General features: G+C 57.4%; 15 protein-coding genes. 11 read left to right on the top strand and 4 right to left on the bottom strand.

Going from position 1 to position 16,747, the window contains the following annotated elements:
* Positions 1-252 precede the first annotated feature (252 nt).
* Together QZR14_RS01780 and QZR14_RS01775 are read right to left on the bottom strand one after the other, a co-directional pair.
* On the bottom strand, positions 253-2,709 hold the full coding sequence (locus QZR14_RS01780) for a membrane-bound PQQ-dependent dehydrogenase, glucose/quinate/shikimate family (protein ID WP_311995733.1): 2,457 nt from the start codon (positions 2,707-2,709) through the stop codon (positions 253-255).
* A gap of 226 nt (positions 2,710-2,935) precedes the next feature.
* Positions 2,936-3,838, bottom strand: a complete 903-nt coding sequence (locus tag QZR14_RS01775; RefSeq protein WP_250605116.1) for a GntR family transcriptional regulator — start codon at positions 3,836-3,838, stop codon at positions 2,936-2,938.
* Between the two features lie 154 nt (positions 3,839-3,992).
* Here QZR14_RS01775 and QZR14_RS01770 point away from each other — a divergent pair, with 154 nt between their 5' ends.
* The 9 genes from QZR14_RS01770 (at position 3,993) to QZR14_RS01730 (ending at position 12,053) form a co-directional block, all read left to right on the top strand.
* On the top strand, positions 3,993-4,679 hold the full coding sequence (locus tag QZR14_RS01770) for an aspartate/glutamate racemase family protein (protein ID WP_250605117.1): 687 nt from the start codon (positions 3,993-3,995) through the stop codon (positions 4,677-4,679).
* Between the two features lie 7 nt (positions 4,680-4,686).
* Positions 4,687-5,436 (top strand): hydroxypyruvate isomerase family protein, encoded by a 750-nt coding sequence (locus QZR14_RS01765; protein WP_311995732.1) that lies wholly within the window; start codon positions 4,687-4,689, stop codon positions 5,434-5,436.
* A 169-nt stretch (positions 5,437-5,605) separates the two neighbouring features.
* On the top strand, positions 5,606-6,121 hold the full coding sequence (locus tag QZR14_RS01760; RefSeq protein ID WP_250605119.1) for a cupin domain-containing protein: 516 nt from the start codon (positions 5,606-5,608) through the stop codon (positions 6,119-6,121).
* A gap of 227 nt (positions 6,122-6,348) precedes the next feature.
* Positions 6,349-7,407, top strand: coding sequence for an ArsO family NAD(P)H-dependent flavin-containing monooxygenase (locus QZR14_RS01755; protein ID WP_311995731.1), 1,059 nt, complete (start codon positions 6,349-6,351; stop codon positions 7,405-7,407).
* An 82-nt stretch (positions 7,408-7,489) separates the two neighbouring features.
* Entirely contained in the window at positions 7,490-7,924 is a 435-nt protein-coding gene (locus QZR14_RS01750) for a YeeE/YedE family protein (RefSeq protein ID WP_311995730.1), read from the top strand.
* Positions 7,925-7,926: 2 nt separating this feature from the next.
* A complete protein-coding gene (locus QZR14_RS01745; RefSeq protein WP_250605467.1) occupies positions 7,927-8,346 on the top strand; it encodes a DUF6691 family protein in 420 nt (139 codons plus the stop codon).
* Positions 8,347-8,493: 147 nt separating this feature from the next.
* Positions 8,494-9,696, top strand: coding sequence for a cation:proton antiporter (locus QZR14_RS01740; protein WP_311995729.1), 1,203 nt, complete (start codon positions 8,494-8,496; stop codon positions 9,694-9,696).
* A 61-nt stretch (positions 9,697-9,757) separates the two neighbouring features.
* Positions 9,758-11,098 carry a putrescine-ornithine antiporter gene (gene potE / locus QZR14_RS01735; RefSeq protein WP_311995728.1) on the top strand — a complete coding sequence of 447 codons (1,341 nt, stop codon included), beginning with the start codon at positions 9,758-9,760 and terminating at the stop codon, positions 11,096-11,098.
* 49 nt (positions 11,099-11,147) lie between these two features.
* Positions 11,148-12,053, top strand: coding sequence for an amino acid ABC transporter substrate-binding protein (locus QZR14_RS01730; RefSeq protein ID WP_311995727.1), 906 nt, complete (start codon positions 11,148-11,150; stop codon positions 12,051-12,053).
* On the opposite strand, the gene QZR14_RS01725 is transcribed toward QZR14_RS01730, so the two are convergent.
* On the bottom strand, positions 12,050-12,694 hold the full coding sequence (locus tag QZR14_RS01725) for a dTMP kinase (protein WP_311995726.1): 645 nt from the start codon (positions 12,692-12,694) through the stop codon (positions 12,050-12,052). The two genes, QZR14_RS01730 and QZR14_RS01725, sit on opposite strands and share 4 nt — an antisense overlap.
* Before the next feature lie 57 nt (positions 12,695-12,751).
* Positions 12,752-13,933 (bottom strand): XylR family transcriptional regulator, encoded by a 1,182-nt coding sequence (locus tag QZR14_RS01720; protein ID WP_311995725.1) that lies wholly within the window; start codon positions 13,931-13,933, stop codon positions 12,752-12,754.
* A 175-nt stretch (positions 13,934-14,108) separates the two neighbouring features.
* Here QZR14_RS01720 and xylA point away from each other — a divergent pair, with 175 nt between their 5' ends.
* Both xylA and xylF read left to right on the top strand, forming a co-directional pair.
* A complete protein-coding gene (gene xylA, locus QZR14_RS01715; RefSeq protein ID WP_311995724.1) occupies positions 14,109-15,425 on the top strand; it encodes a xylose isomerase in 1,317 nt (438 codons plus the stop codon).
* A gap of 162 nt (positions 15,426-15,587) precedes the next feature.
* Entirely contained in the window at positions 15,588-16,589 is a 1,002-nt protein-coding gene (gene xylF, locus QZR14_RS01710) for a D-xylose ABC transporter substrate-binding protein (protein WP_311995723.1), read from the top strand.
* Positions 16,590-16,747 lie beyond the last annotated feature (158 nt).

Below are 16,747 nucleotides of genomic sequence, written 5' to 3'. Positions count from 1 at the left end.
GCTGACTGGTTTTCGGCCCGATGCACGTTTCCCTCCTGAACATATTCAATCGTCCACCCAGTCACGTCCCGGCGATTAAAGGCGGGCCATGTTGTCGAGAAGACTCATTAGTCTGTACGGGTAGTTATCGCCATTTAAATAAACCGAGAGACTGCCATGACTCATTTTCTTCGTCGGTCCCAGCGCTAGAAACATTTATATGTTTCTAGCGTCCGACACTGTCATGGCAAGCCTTCTCAGACAAAACGCGACTTACTTCTCGGGCAGGGCCCAAGCAATAATGCTGTCACCCAGCTTGGTTGGAATCCGATCATGACCGCCAACCACGGCCACGACGTACTGTCGGCCTTGACTCATGTAGGTCAAGGGTGAGGCCTGATTACCTGCAGGGAGGCGTTCTTCCCACAGCAGTTCGCCACTTTCGCTGTTGTAAGCACGCATGAAACGATCGAGGGTGGCGCCGATGAACGTCACGCCGCCGGCGGTCGTCACGCCCGTTGCATCACTCGGTGTACCGATTTCGAAGCGCATCCGGGAGGCGATTCCCCAAGGCCCGCTGTCATATCCGGTACCGAATGGTCGGCTCCAGACGACGTCGCGTGTGCGCAGGTCGATGCCAGCAATGAAACCCCAGGGTGGCGCAATGCAAGGCTGGTCAAGGGAGGACATCCACGGATCCTTGATGGCGCCATAAGGCAGCCCGGCCTGGACGCGGAAGCCTTGGCTGTTGCCCGGCGATTCCTGGAACGACTTGGCATTGATTGCATCGAGTTGTTCGCGAGGAACCAGTCCCTGCATATAAGGGAGGCGCTGGTTATTGATGATCAGCAGGCCTCGCTGAAGATCGACCATCACACCTCCCCAGTTCAAGCCGCCGTGATGACCGGGGAAAATCAGGCTTTGTTGGCCTACGACCGGCGGGGTGAAGATCCCTTCATAGCGTGCCTGGCGAAATTCGAGGCGACATTGCATCTGATCGAAAGGGGTCAGGCCCCAGGCTTTGGCCTCGGTGAGTACTTCCGGGGTTTTCGATGGGCGCCCCATGGTGCTCGGCATATCCGGCGAAAGTGGCTGGGTGGCAGCGGTGTAGTCTCCGGGGGCGGTTCCCTGTGGCACAGGCGATTGCACGACATCCACCAGTGGTTCGCCGGTGGCGCGGTCAAGCACGAACAACTGGCCGGACTTGGTGGCTTGGATAACGGCCGGGCGTGACCCTGTGGCGGTTGGGAAATCAATCAGGCTGGGTTGTGGGCTCAGGTCGTAGTCCCATAGATCATGGTGAACGGTCTGGAAATGCCATTTGACCTTACCTGTCGCTGCATCGAGTGCAACCAGGGAAGAGCTGAACTTGTCCTCCTGTTCCGTGCGGGTACCGCCGTAGAAGTCGCCAGCTGCGTTGCCGGTGGTGACATACACCAACCCGAGTTCATCGTCGGCGGAAAGCGGTGCCCAGGAGTTGGGCGTGCTAAGCGTGTAGGTTTCGTCGTGGCGAGCGGGGGTATTGGTGTCTGGGCGGCCCAGGTCCCAGGCCCATTTCTGTTTGCCGGTCACTGCATCGTAGGCACGAACCACCCCCGAAGGGGCCGGGCGCACATCTGAGTCAAGGACTCGGCCTCCGGTGATGACGACCCCGCGAATGACGATGGGGGCAGAAGTGATACCCGTCGAGCCTTTTCTGAAGGTGCCTAACCCGTCTTTCAAATCCGCAAAACCTGCGTTGCCGAAGCCGGGGCACGCTTGGCCAGTCAGGGCGTCTACCGCGCCGAGGCGAATATCGTTGGTGCCCCAGATGATGCGCGAGGCGCATAGGCCACTGGCATTGGGTACTTCAAAATAGGAGACTCCACGGCAGTAGGCGCCGCCATTGGCGAAGTAGTCCGGGTCAACTTTGGAGTCGAACCGCCAGTTCTCCTTTCCGGTGGTGGCATTCAAGGAAATGATGATTTGCTTTGGCGTGCAGGTATAAAGCGAGTTACCGACCTTGATCGGCGTGGCCTCGTTCAAGTACTTGGTTTTTTCACCGGCTTGCTTCACGTCGCCGTGGTGGTATTCCCAGACTTTCACCAGGCCCGGCACATTCGAAGGCGTGATTTGTGATGCGGCGGAATAGTGATTGCCCAAGTTGGAACCTGCATAGGCAGTCCAGTTGGTCTCGTTGTGTGACGCGGCAATATTGCCGTCCGGAGAAGTCACCGTACTGCGGCTGAAGGGTTGTCCAGTGCGTGTTGTGGCGAGCGTCGAGTCGGCGAGGTGAACGGTTGTCGGGAAGAACAGGGGGACCAGGATTGTGCCCCCCATGAGCAGCGGCAGCCCACCCATAATGATGAAGTAATGACTTCGTTTGGCATTGGTAAAGTCACGACGCACCAAAGGCCAGAATGCCAGAAACGGAATGCTCAGAGCGGCCAGCCAGGCCAGGCGTGGAATGAAAGCCCAGCCGTCGTATCCAGACTCCCAGATCGCCCAGGCGTAGGTGGCCAGAGAGGCTGCGCCATAAAGGTAGAGGCCGAGGGAATGTTTCAGGCCGATGAGGATGGCCGAGAGCAGCAGGGTGGTCCCCATCATGGCGTAATAGGGCGATCCGCCCGCCGCCACCAGGACACCGCCTTTGTAGGCCAGCGTCGCTCCAAGCAGGGCAACCAATATGTTGTACGCCCCGAACAGAAGGTTCGAGACTCCCGCTCCTCTACCCAACGTCCCTTCGTTCATTGCGATCATCCCTGTGTGATTCGATATGGCTCCTTCCGAGCGGCGCGCATGATTGCTCATTATTGTAACGAAATACAATATCCGACGAAAAAATTAACTATTCCGTACGGATTAGATGGTTTTTGTATTATGTGCCGAGGAGAGACAATCTGATAAGCTGCTTCGCGAATGGTTGTAGAGCACTCAGATGAAGCTTTGATCAGTACCAGGGAGTGGGTGACGCGCTCTATAGCCCTTCATCTTTTGGCATGACGTCCTGCCGGGTCTTGAGTCGGCCTACGTCGTCCAGGTGTCTCCAGAGAAATTGCGCAGCTTCTTCACGCCGGTCAGACTCGATGAGGTCGAGCAAATGGATGTGTTCCTGGCATTGCGCCATAAGACGAGTGCGATCGACGTTGGCCTTGTAGCTCATGAAGCGTCTGAGCTGATTTTGCTGGCGTATGGCATCAATGAAAAAGACATTGCCGGAGCACTGCACGATCAGTTCGTGAAACTGGGCGCCCACCTCGAACAGTTGGGCCCGGGACAAGGTATGGATATCCCCGTCGAGCATGGCCAGTTGCTGTTGCCGGGCTTGGGCAAATGCGGCGTGATTGATCTGATAACCGGGCTCAAGCAGGGCGGCCGGTTCGATGGCCATCCGAAAACGGTAGCTTTGGATGTGTGCCTGGGCGTTATGCACGAAGTCTTTGAGACTCCATCCTTGCCCCGGCTTGCGCTCTACCATGGCTTCGCTGGCCAGCCTGTTCAGTACCTTGAGCAACTGTCCTCGGGGTACTTCGTAACGGCGCAGCAGTTGCGCTTCAAAAAAGTCGGCAGGTATTTCTCCGCCAAGAATGTCGTCGACCACACGAAGGTAAAACTCTTCGAAGGGATCGCTGGCGAGAGGGAATGCTGCCTCCTGAATCTGCCCTGCATCTTTTTTCAGGAAGTAGCCACGATTGGGTTCCTGGATGGCAAGGTCCCATTCAGCGAGCAAGGCAAAAGCGCGCCGGACAGGCGAACGGGACACCCCAAGCGCTTGCGCAAACGTCTGCTCGCGCAACGGCTCACCGGCTTTCATCGACCTGGCTCGCACCATGTCGATGACGCGTGGAGCCAACTGCAGGGCGAGGTCTTTCTTGATCACAGGCTCTCTCTCGAATGGTTAACTTCAGTCCGTTCCCGTTGGGGCAGAGGCCCCCATCGGACTGGAGTGGGAAAATACCACACGAGGAGGACGAGGGTATCTGCACAAAGAGCGCTGGCGGACTTGTCGAACAACCTTGTCGAGGCATATGAGCATGAAGGCTCCGCGCATTTTTCTGATCCACGCGACCGCATTGGCGATCGATCCCGTCACGGTAGCTTTTGCCAGTCAATGGCCGCAGGCACAGATCGTCAATCTGCTTGAAGACTCGTTATCCCGAGATCGAGTGGAGGAGGGGGCACTAACCTCGAGTATGAAGGCGCGCTTTCTGGCACTGTCACATTACGCAGTACAAAGCGCCGCGGACGCCATTCTCTTCACTTGCTCGGCTTTTGGCGATGCCATAGACCTGTGCAAGCCTGAGATTGCCATTCCGGTACTCAAGCCGAACGAAGCCATGATCAACCAGGCAATCACGCAAGCATCGCGTATTGCTGTGCTGGCGACGTTCGAGCCGACCATCCCTTCGATAGTCGCCGAGTTCAAGCAAGTGGCTGAGCGTCGTGGTCGCGTGCTGGAGGTGGTGCCGTATTTTGTTTCCGGTGCGATGCAGAGGCTGAGTGAAGGCGACAAACAAGGTCACGATACCGCCATCGCAGAAATGGCCGGTCGGGTCGAGGCCTGCGATCTGATCTGTTTCGCCCAGTTTTCGATGACGAGCGCCGCCGGGCTGGCACAGGCTCGATCTGGTCTGCCCGTATTGACCACGCCCGACAGTGCAGTGCTGGAGTTGCGAAGGATGCTCCAGGCTAATGATTTCGTTTCTTCCCAGGATGGATGATTACCCAATGCTCAAGTTCAATGCTCATCTCGGCTTCCAATTCAATGAATTGCCTTTTCTGCAACGCATCGAAGCCGCCGCAGCCGCCGGTTTCCGGGCGGTGGAGTTCCCGTCGCCGTATGAATTCGACGCAAGTCTGCTTGCCGACCATCTAGCCCAATATAGTTTGCCGTTGATTCAGTTCGCCGCCCCGGCTGGCGTGACCAAAGGCATCGCCGCGTTACCGGGCATGGAAGTGGAGTTTCGCGACGGGTTGCACCAGGCCGTCAGCTACGCAAAGGCGTTGGCGTGTTCGGATGTCCACATCATGTCGGGCGTTACAACGCAGAATGACGCTGAGCGTATCTACGCGGGCAACCTGGAATATGCCGTCAAGTACTTCGAAGACCAGGGGCTGCGGCCGCTTATCGAAGTGATCAGCGCGGAGGCGATGCCGGGCTATTACATGTCTGACTTCAGCAAGGCGCAACAGATTCTGGAAACCTTCCCGAGTGTCGGGCTGATTCTTGATCTTTACCATGCCCAGCTTTTGACCGGAGACGCAGCCGATGTGCTGGCGCGGTTTTATGACAGAACCGTCCATGTGCAAATTGCTGATTGCCCGGGTCGTCACGAGCCGGGAACAGGGAATATCGACTTTGCTGCGTTGTTCGCGGCGCTGGAGCAGCGCGGCTATGCAGGATGGATCGGATGTGAATACCGTCCTTCTGGCTCTACCGTTGCGAGCCTTGAGTGGTTCAAGCAGTTGAGTGCTTAGGTTTTAGACTCAAGACATTGCGACGGTAGGTTTGTGATTCTGTGATGGAATGTAAAAGGAGGGCGATGATCGCTAAGATCTTCGATCGTCGCCCATCTACAGTTAACTACACTAAATGGTCGTTTAGTTGAGCTATCAAAAAGCCATCATTCAATCAATGGAGCAGGCGATGATTCAACGTAAAGCAAGCGCACAAGACGTGATCAATGGGTTGAATCTCGAGCCTCATCTCGAAGGCGGTTATTTTCGCAGAACCTATCAGTCAGACCATCGCGACTGGCTCGAAACCGCTGCAGGACCGCGTTACCTGATGACGTCGATCTACTATCTGCTGACCGAGCAATCACCCGTGGGCCAGTTTCATTTCAACCAGTCCGACATACTGCATTATTTCCATCTGGGCGACGCGCTCGAATACAGCCTGATCCATCCTGACGGATCATTGCAGACATTCGTCATGGGCAACGATGTTCTCGCAGGACAGCACCTGCAATTGCACGTACCGGGTGGCATCTGGAAAGCATCGCGGTTGCTGGATGGCTCAAACGGATTTGGTTTGATCAGTGAAGCGGTTTCACCAGGATTCGATTTCGCCGACATGGAGATGGGGAGTCGCGAGAAACTCACGGCGGTGTTTCCACAGCATCGAGTGCTGATTGAAAAGCTGACACGGGATGAGGATTGAGCGATGCAGATTCAAAGGATTATCAGATTGAAGGGAAAGCCGTTTTGAGGCTTCGCAGGAGAATGAAATCTCGTGGGCAACGAGGCTAACCTCGAAACATCTTGTTACGTGTAATGTATATTATGTTAAATGATGTCAGTTGCAACGCCGCCGCTTGAGCAACATCAACAAACGTCCACTTCAAATGGATTAACTTGACCTGACTTTCGCTGACCCAAGGATTCCCCATGCCTGCCGAAGTGGATGTCGCGATTATTGGCGGTGGCCAGTCCGCACTCGCCGTGGCTTACTTCCTGCGCCGTACCGGGCGTTCCTTTGTGATTATTGATGCCGAAGCGGCACCGGGTGGCGCCTGGCGGCATGGCTGGGAATCCCTGCGACTGTTTTCACCGTCGACCTGGAGTTCCATCGCCGGTTGGATGATGCCTCCGGTCACTGACGGTTACCCAACTCGCGACAACGTACTCGATTACCTGCGCCAGTATGAGCAACGCTACCAATTTCCTGTCGAACGGCCCTACTGGGTCAACGCTATCGAACGTCGGGGCAATCACCTCAACGTAAAAGCCCAGGGCCGCAGTTGGCTGGCCCGCACCGTGGTCAGCGCGACCGGCACCTGGCGCCATCCCTACCTGCCGCATTACCCCGGCAGCGAAATCTTTACCGGTCAGCAATTGCATTCGGCCCACTACGTTAACGCCAAGCCGTTTACCGGGAAAAAAGTCCTGGTGGTCGGCGGTGGCAACTCCGGTGCACAGATCCTTGCTGAAGTCTCGCAAGTGGCCGATGCCACCTGGGTCACTGCGCAGCCGCCAGAGTTTCTTGCCGATGACGTTGATGGACGCGTGCTCTTCGAACGCGCCACCGAACGCTGGAAAGCGCAGCTGGCCGGCATCGACATTGAGAGACCGGTTGGCGGCTTGGGCGATATCGTGATGGTGCCGCCAGTCGTCGAGGCTCGGGAGCGCGGCGTGTTGCACGCGGTTCGGCCGTTCCTGCGCTTCACCGAGACCGGCGTGACGTGGGCTGATGGCTCGCAAACGCCGGTCGACGCGGTGATCTGGTGTACTGGCTTCCGCCCTGCCCTCGGCTATCTGGAATCACTGGGCGTGTGTACCGCCGACGGGCGCGTGGCCGTCAAAGGTACGCATTCGATTCAGGAACCGCGTTTGTGGTTAGTGGGTTATGGCGACTGGACAGGCGCCGCTTCCGCGACACTGATCGGCGTGACCCGAACGGCGCGCAGTACCGTCGAGGAAATTGAGCGATTTTTGAAGGAGCAGTGAGTCGGCGCACCTCAGCTCAGTCAACGCTGATTGACATCAAAATCGACGTCCTTTATCAGCACTTCTGTTCAGGAGACGCAAAATGAGCATTGATTGGGTCAACTTTACGCCTTGGACATCCCTGGGCGGAGGAGCCTTGATTGGCCTGGCGGCTAGCATGTTCGTTCTGGCAAATGGTCGCATCGCAGGCATCAGTGGTTTGATTGGTAGCGTGATGCAATTTGGCAGTGAAGGTTGGAGCGAGAAGGCGCTATTTCTTCTTGGTCTGCTGCTTGCGCCATTGCTATGGGGAGCATTTAACGTGTTGCCGCACATCGAGATCAGGGCAGAGTGGCCCGCCCTGATTACTGCGGGGCTGCTCGTCGGCGTGGGAACCCGTTACGGCTCCGGCTGTACCAGCGGTCATGGTGTTTGTGGGATCTCTCGACTGTCAGCCCGATCCATCACGGCAACGATGTGCTTTATGTTCGCCGGTTTCGCAACGGTGTACGTCATTCGTCACGTGGTGGGAGCATGAAATTGATCAAGTTGGCCGCATTTTTTTCGGGCCTGATCTTCGGTCTGGGTCTTCTCTTGGCAGGCATGACGAACCCCGCCAAAGTATTGGCTTTTCTTGATGTGGCCGGGGCCTGGGATCCGTCACTCGCACTGGTGATGGGAGGAGCCATCGCAGTGGCGGTTGTCCCCCTGAATTGGGCGCGCAAGAACAAGCAGTCCTTGCTAGGTGCCCCCATGCAGTTACCAATGAAAAGGGAGTTGGATGCCCGCTTGATTGGCGGCAGCCTGGTGTTCGGTATCGGTTGGGGCATCGCGGGGATCTGCCCTGGCCCCGCCGTCGCTATTCTGCTTACGGGGCACGGGCGGATCATCATATTCGTATTGGCGATGTTGGCCGGTATGTACTTGTTCTCTTTACTTGAACGTCTACGCACGACCTGATTACTCGCCGAGACACAGGCGTCATCCAATCTGGTCCTCAATTGACTTAAATCAGAAGACTCAACGCGCAATGAATTAAACCTGCCTGGTCGCTTTTCCTTTAAATGCGCCTTTATCGGCGCATCAATCCGGACAGGCAGGTCTTCGATGTATCAGAACTTGGCGCTGCTTGCCGCTTTCCTTCTGACCTACAGCCTGTTTGCGGGGCGTTTCGAGTCACGCTTGCTGAATGGGCCTCTGATGTTCATGCTCGCCGGGCTGATTCTCGGCCCTGCGTTTCTGGGTTTTCTGCAACTGCGGATTGACCGGGATGGACTCAAGATCCTCGCAGAACTGACATTGGCGATTGTTCTTTTCAGCGATGCAGCCAGAGCCGACCTCAAGGTTCTCAAAGTGCACGAAGGATTACCGCTGCGCTTGTTGCTGATCGGGCTGCCGCTGACCATGCTGAGTGGCTGGCTGGCCGGTATGTGGCTGTTCCCGCAGATACCCTCGATAGAGTTGGCAATACTTGCAACCCTTCTGGCCCCCACCGACGCAGCACTGGGTAAGGCGGTGGTTAGCAATCCAAAGGTTGCGGCTTCCGTACGTGAAGGATTGAACGTGGAGAGCGGACTCAATGACGGCATCTGCGTGCCGGTGCTGTTGATGTTCCTCGCTCTGTTGATCGAAGAGCAGACGCGGTCTCCCGTCTCGCTGGCGCTAGAGTTGCTTTTCGAAGAGCTTGGCATCGGCGCGCTCATCGGCTCCACGCTTACGTTCATTGCCTGGCTGCTGCAGCGCTACGCTGCAAAACATCATTGGCAAACACCCACGTGGTCGCAGTTGACGCTGCCAGGGTTAGCGGTGCTTTGCTTTGCTACCGCGCAAACACTAGGCGGTAGTGGGTTTATCGCCGCGTTTGTTGGCGGGCTGCTCGCCAGCTACCTGTTTACTGAACAAAAGCACGATCTGCTCAAGGCCAGCGAAGAGTTCGCCAGCTTGCTATCCGTCATAACCTGGATTGTATTCGGCGCGCTGGTGATCCCTTGGGCCTGGGGCAGTTTCACTCTGAATATCTGGCTGTATGCAGTCCTCAGCCTGACCGTGATTCGCATGCTACCGGTACTCATTAGCCTGACAGGAACCGGGTTTGATTTCGAAACTCGCCTGTTCATTGGCTGGTTCGGGCCGCGGGGGCTGGCGAGCATAGTCTTCGCCGTCATGATATTGAACTACCCTCTGCAAGCCGGCCGTACGTTGGTGGCTGTAGCGGCCTGTACCGTTTTGCTCAGCGTGCTGCTACATGGTTTGAGTGCCAATCCATGGGTCGCACGGCTGGCATCAACCGTCAGCGAAAACCGACCATGAACACAGGGCACTGCGCCCGATGGCTGAGCGGCGATGCGTTTCGCAGATCAAGGGGATCCCGATGGCCGACTCAAGCAAGAAAATGAGCCTCATGGGGCTCACCACGCTGGTGACGGTGAACATGATGGGCTCAGGCATCATCATGTTGCCGACGAGCATGGCCCAACTCGGAGCTGTTTCATTAATGTCATGGATCGTCACGGCTGTCGGCTCCATGGCCATTGCGTATTGTTTTTCCCAGTGTGGCATCTACTGCCTGCGCTCAGGCGGGTTATCCGCCTACACCGAAGAGGCGCACGCAAAATCCGGTTTTTTCCTGTGCTCGTATTTGTATTTTCTCTCGCTGGCGATCGCCAACGTGGCGGTGGCCATCTCCGCTGTGGGCTACATGACTTCGTTCCTGCCATGGCTGGGAAGCGGCGCCATTCCATTGTTCATCGGAACGGTCGGCTTGCTCTGGTTGACCACCGCGGCTAATTTTGGAGGCCCTGGCATCACGGGCAGGATTGGTGCAGTGACTGTCTGGGGGGTGATCATTCCGGTCGCGGGCTTGAGCATCATCGGCTGGTTCTGGTTCAAACCCGATCTGATAATCGCCGCCTGGAACCCGAACGACCTGCCAATATCCGAAGCGATCAGCAAAGCGATTCCCCTGACCCTCTGGGCCTTTCTCGGCATGGAGTCGGCAGCCCAAGCCTCTGATGCGGTGGAAGACCCCAAGCGGACCGTGCCGCTGGCCTGCCTGTTCGGTACATTGGGGGCGGCAGCAGTCTATGTGCTATCGACGACGGTCATTCAGGGCATCATTCCCAATGCCGAACTGGCCAACTCATCAGCGCCCTTCGCGCTCGTTTATGCGCATATGTTCAACCCTGCCGTCGGTAACATCATCATGGCGCTCGCGGTGATGGCCTGTGTCGGCTCGCTGCTGGGCTGGCAGTTCACTTTGGCGCAAACCGCGAAAATGACTGCTGATCAGGGCATGTTCCCGAAACTGTTCAGCAAGGTCAGCGCGAGCGATGCCCCCATCGTCGGGATGCTGGTCTGTGGAGTACTGCAGACCTTGATGGCACTGTCGACCATTTCGCCGAATGCGAGTGAGCAGTTCGGGAAACTCGTCAGCCTTGCAGCAGTGACCAACCTGATCCCCTATGTGACAGCCGCCACCGGGCTGCTGGTCATGATGTACAAGGCCAAAGTCAGCGCAGGCGTATACACGCGCAACACCTTGTTGTTAGTGGTTGCCGTGGCCTACTCCCTGTACGCGCTGTATGCCTGCGGCAAAGACGCCGTGTTCGGCGGCATCCTTGTTCTGGTGTTCGGCTACCTGCTTTACGGTTTCCTCGCTAAACGTTTTGTCGCCGTCTCTGCGCCCGCTCATCCCAAGCCCGACAGCCCTTGATCGCAGGCTTCAGAACAGCACAGAGATCTGAATTCGAGGACGCTCGCGCATGAACATGAAACTGACCAAAGCCAACCACCTGCTGCTCGTCTGCATGCTTGCGCTGCTCCCGCTAATGGCCCACGGCAATACGCTTGAGCGCATACGCGCGAGTCATGCTTTCACTCTCGGCTATTTGCCTGACTTCGCGCCCTTCAGTGATCAGGCAGCCGATAAAGCCAGCGGTTATGCCATCGATCTCTGTCTGAAAATAGCCGAAAAGGTCAAGGCCGACCTGGGCCTGCCCGAGTTGAACATTCACTACCAGCCTGTCTCTGTTGGCGACCCGATGAGTGCCGTCAGTACGGGCAAAGTCGACATTCTCTGTACCCCAACCCCACCCACGCTGGCACGGCGCAAGCAGGTCAGCTACTCGGTGCCGGTCTACACCGCCGGGCTGTCGGCAGTAGTGCGCCGGGATGCATCCCAAGCGTTGCTCAATGTGCTGGACGGCAAGGTGGCTCATACCGGGCCGACATGGCGAGCCACCGTGAATCGCGGTCTGTCCAATCAGACGTATGCCGTCACCGCTGGCGGTGTCACCGAGACGTGGATACTCCAGCAAATGCGATTGCTCGGTGTTGTGGCGACGCTGGTCACCGTAGAGAACGCAGATGCTGGTCTCAAGTTGGTTGCCGAAGGTAAAGCCGACGCGTTCTTCGCTGAACGCATGATGCTCAAACATCTCCTGAGCAAAAATTACCCCACAGAAAACCTGTTGCTGCTGGAGCGGATTTTTGAGTACGCACCGACTGCAATGGCAGTGGATCGAGAGGATGAAGATTTCCGCCTGCTGGTCGACACTGCGCTGAGTGAAATGTATCGCTCCGGCGAGATAGAACAGGCATTCGACAAATACCTGGAGGGTGCCAGCGACACGGCGAAAAAACTGTTCAAGGTCTACGCGATACCCTAAGCGCCAAGCCTGGCATCCACTTCGACGTTCAACCCAAGCACCTCATAGATCTGAGAAACCACCAGCATCGTCGCCTCCTCAACCGTTCCTTCATTGCGGCACAACATCCAGCCGTGATCCTTGACCGCCTGCTCGAACATCTCGGTACACGCCACATGCGCGGCGTACTTCTGAATCACAGTGCCGCCCAGTCCCCGCGAGCGTGTCGCCGCCCTCGCCCACGAAATATCCGGATCGGTGACGACGCCAACATGCAGATCTGGCACCCGCACTTCTCGCTCCATATTCAACTGAAGAATCTCGGCAAACGGGATGGTTTGGCGGAACGCGGCGTCCGAGGGATACCAGCGGTCGATCAGGATAATGCTGTCCAGCGGCTGCTTCGTCAGAACGTTCTGGGAAATCCAGCGACGGCTGTCCGCCAGGCGCTGACACACAGCCCACTCCAGATCCACAGAAGGATTTCTGGCCAGCGTGTTCACCAGGGCCATGGTTTCCCCCCTGAAAGGATCGCTTTTCCTCTCGCAAAGCCGGATGACTTTCTTGTTGCCTGCCCTCAGCACCTGCGTAACAGCTTCCAACAGTGTGGTTTTGCCGGTGCCCTTGGGCCCATCCAGAGAAACGAACAGCGGACGATTCATTGTTCACGCAACAATCAAGACATTGATGGCCACTCTAACCTCATTTCCGGTATTCCATCAGCGCATCCCTGCCCCTTGCTGATACTCGCGCGGCGTACAGCCAAACTCCCGCCGAAACACCGTGTGCAGATACTGCGCAGATTTGAAGCCACAACTGCGCGCCACGTCGGCAATCACTGAGTCGGTATTTTTCAGGCCGCTGGTGGCCGCTGCCAGTTTGAAACGCAGGATCTCGTCGTGCACGCTGCAGCCTCGCTCGGCGCGGAAATGCGCTTCGAGTGACGAGCGCGATACGCCAACATACGCCGCCACCTGCGCCGTTTTGATGCCCTGGCAAGCGTATTGGCGAATGAACAGCAGGGCTTGCATGACGTAGGGATTGCCCAACGGCTGGTGCAAGCTTGATACCTGCACGTTGACTGCATCGGGCGGAATCAGGATTTGCGTGCCGGTGGATGGCATGCCGTGGAGCATCTGATGGAGCAATTGCGCGGCGGTACGGCCCATGGTTTCGGTGCCCTGAATAACAGAACTCAGGGGGACTCGGGTCAGGCTGCGGGTCAGCGGGTCGTTGTCGATGCCGATCAAGGCCACTTGCTCCGGCACGGCAATGCCGGCGGTCAGGCAGGCTTGCAGCAACTGACGCGCGCGGGCGTCGCTGACGGCGATGATGCCGATGGGTTTGGGCAGGCTTTGCAGCCAGGCGATCAGTTGTTCAACGGCGCTGTCCCACAGCGGTGCGCTGGTGCCCATACCACGGTAGATTTCGCCGTGCAGGCTATCGCGCTCCATCAGTTTGCGAAAAGCTTTTTCCCGCTCTTGCGCCCAACGATTGGCTTGCGCTTCAGGCAAGCTGAAGCAGGCAAAACGCTGCAGTCCTGCCTCGATCAAATGCGTGTAAGCCAAGGTGATCAGCGCATTGTTATCGGTGGCGACATACGGAATCGCCTTTGGATAGGCGCGCGTATCTTCGTACGAGCCCCCTACCGCTACCACTGGCAACTGAATGTCGGCCAGCGCCTCGCCAATCAGCGGATCGTCGAAGTCGGCGATGATCCCGTCACCCTGCCAGCGCTCGATGCCTTTCAAACGACAGAGAAAATCCTCTTCCAGAAACAGGTCCCAGGAAGCACGGGTGCTGCTGAGGTAGTTGCCGATGCCGCTGATGATCCCACGGTCATAGATCTTGCTGCCGTTGAACAACAGGGCGATGCGGTGAACAGGCGGTACGGTTTTCATTGTTTTTATGCTTGTCCCGAGCCCCTTGTCACAGAGGCGATTGGCACAGACTAGGCGCCTGGCCGAAGAAGCTCAATACGCAAAATCGCACCCGGTGTTGGTGTTTTTCATAATCAGCAGGCACGGGGCCGTTGCTAGTATCGAGACACCGCCAAGAACAACAAGGACAAGGTCCATGCAGTATTTCCCTGATGTCGAGCCGATTCGCTTCGAAGGTCCGGACAGCGATTCTCCCCTCTCCTTTCGCCACTACGACGCCGACAAACTGATCCTCGGCAAGCCCATGCGCGAACACCTGCGCATGGCCGCCTGTTACTGGCACACGTTCGTCTGGCCGGGTTCCGATGTGTTCGGCGCGGGGACGTTCAAGCGCCCATGGCAACACGCCGGCGACCCGATGGAGCTGGCCATAGGCAAAGCCGCTGCGGCCTTCGAATTTTTCTCCAAACTGGGTATCGACTATTACTGCTTCCATGACACGGATGTCGCCCCGGAAGGCCTGTCACTGAAGGAGTACCGCAACCACTTCGCGCAAATGGTCGATCACCTCGAGCGACATCAGGAACAAAGCGGAATCAAGCTGTTGTGGGGCACCGCCAATTGCTTCAGCAACCCGCGTTTCGCTGCCGGCGCCGCGAGCAATCCGGATCCCGAAGTGTTCGCCTGCGCCGCCGCCCAAGTGTTCAGCGCCATGAACGCGACCCATCGCCTGAAAGGCGCCAACTACGTGTTGTGGGGCGGCCGCGAAGGCTACGAAACCCTGCTGAACACGGACTTGAAGCGTGAACGCGAACAACTGGGCCGCTTCATGCGCATGGTGGTTGAGCACAAACACAAAATCGGTTTCACCGGCGACCTGCTGATCGAACCGAAGCCGCAGGAGCCGACCAAGCACCAATACGACTACGACAGCGCCACCGTGTTCGGCTTTCTTCAGCAGTACGGGCTGGAGCACGAAATCAAGGTCAACATCGAGGCCAACCACGCGACCCTGGCCGGGCATAGCTTCCATCATGAGATTGCGACAGCCGTATCGCTGGGGATTTTCGGCAGCATCGACGCCAACCGTGGCGATCCGCAAAACGGTTGGGACACCGACCAATTCCCCAACAGCGTTGAAGAGATGACCCTGGCCACCTATGAAATCCTCAAGGCCGGCGGGTTCAAGAACGGCGGTTTCAACTTCGATTCCAAGGTTCGCCGGCAGAGCCTTGATCAGATCGATCTGTTCCATGGCCACGTCGGTGCCATGGATGTTCTCGCCCTGTCTCTGGAACGCGCAGCGGCCATGGTGCAGAACGACGAACTGCAACGGCTCAAGGATCAACGCTATGTCGGTTGGCAGCAGCCCTTCGGGCAGGCGGTGATGGCCGGTGACTTCAACCTTGAGTCGTTGGCCGAGCACGCATTCACCAACGAATTGAACCCGCAAGCTGTCAGCGGCCGCCAGGAAATGCTCGAGAACATCGTCAACCGCTACCTCTATCGCTGATCGCTGATCGCTGATCGCTACGAGAATCTGCCGGCGCAACGACGCTGTGACAATTGCACGACAATTCTGTGCCTGCGGCGCCGGCGGATTCTCTACAGTTTTACCAGCCCGATACTCATCGTCAGGCCGTGTCTTTCCAACAACAATAAAAGGACGCCCCACATGAAGAACGTAAAACGTACGCTATTGGCCACTGCTCTGGCCGTGCTGTCTCTGCCGGTGCTGGCTGACGCAGCCCACCCGAAAATCGGTTTCTCCATTGACGACCTGCGTCTGGAACGCTGGTCGCGTGACCGTGACTATTTCGTCGCGGCGGCAGAAAAAATGGACGCGAAAGTCTTCGTGCAGTCGGCCGATGCCAACGAGCAAAAGCAGATTTCCCAGATCGAAAACCTGATTTCCCGAGGCGTCGACGTCATCGTCATCGTGCCGTTCAACGCCACGGTGTTGACCAACGCGGTGGCCGAAGCGAAGAAGGCCGGGATCAAGGTCGTGTCCTATGACCGGCTCATTCTCAACGCCGATGTCGACGCCTATATTTCCTTCGATAACGAAAAAGTCGGCGAGATGCAGGCCAGCGGCGTGCTGAAAGCGGCGCCCAAGGGCAATTACTTTTTGCTCGGTGGTGCGCCCACCGACAACAACGCCAAGATCCTGCGCGAGGGCCAGATGAAAGTCCTGCAACCGGCCATCGACAAGGGTGATATCAAAATCGTCGGCCAGCAGTGGGTGAAGGAATGGAACCCGACCGAAGCCCTGAGCATTGTTGAAAACGCCCTGACCCGCAACGACAACAAAATCGACGGCATCGTCGCCTCCAACGACGCCACGGCCGGTGGCGCCATTCAGGCATTGGCGGCGCAGCAATTGGCCGGCAAGGTGCCGATTTCCGGGCAGGACGCTGACCTCGCAGCGGTCAAGCGCGTGATCGCCGGCACGCAAACCATGACCGTGTACAAGCCGTTGAAACTCATCGCCTCCGAAGCAGCCAAGCTCTCGGTGCAACTGGCGCGCAACGAAAAACCCGCCTTCAGCTCGCAGTACGACAACGGCAGCAAAAAAGTCGACACCATCCTGCTCACGCCAACCCCGTTGACCAAGGACAACATCGACCTGCTCGAACAGGACGGCTTCTACACCAAGGCGCAAATTGCCGGGAAGTGACCGGATCGTAAATCTCTGGTCAACCCTGTGGGAGCGAGCCTGCTCGCGAAGACGGCAGCACATTCGGAATCGATGCTGGCTGAACCACCGCTTTCGCGAGCAGGCTCGCTCCCACACAGGTTTGGTGATGTCTGAGTCCTTGTTATACGAGCCCTCTC

Origin of the sequence: Pseudomonas sp. rhizo66 (assembly GCF_031931925.1) — a bacterium.
GTDB lineage: Bacteria > Pseudomonadota > Gammaproteobacteria > Pseudomonadales > Pseudomonadaceae > Aquipseudomonas.
This window is presented reverse-complemented; position numbering and strand designations above follow the sequence as displayed.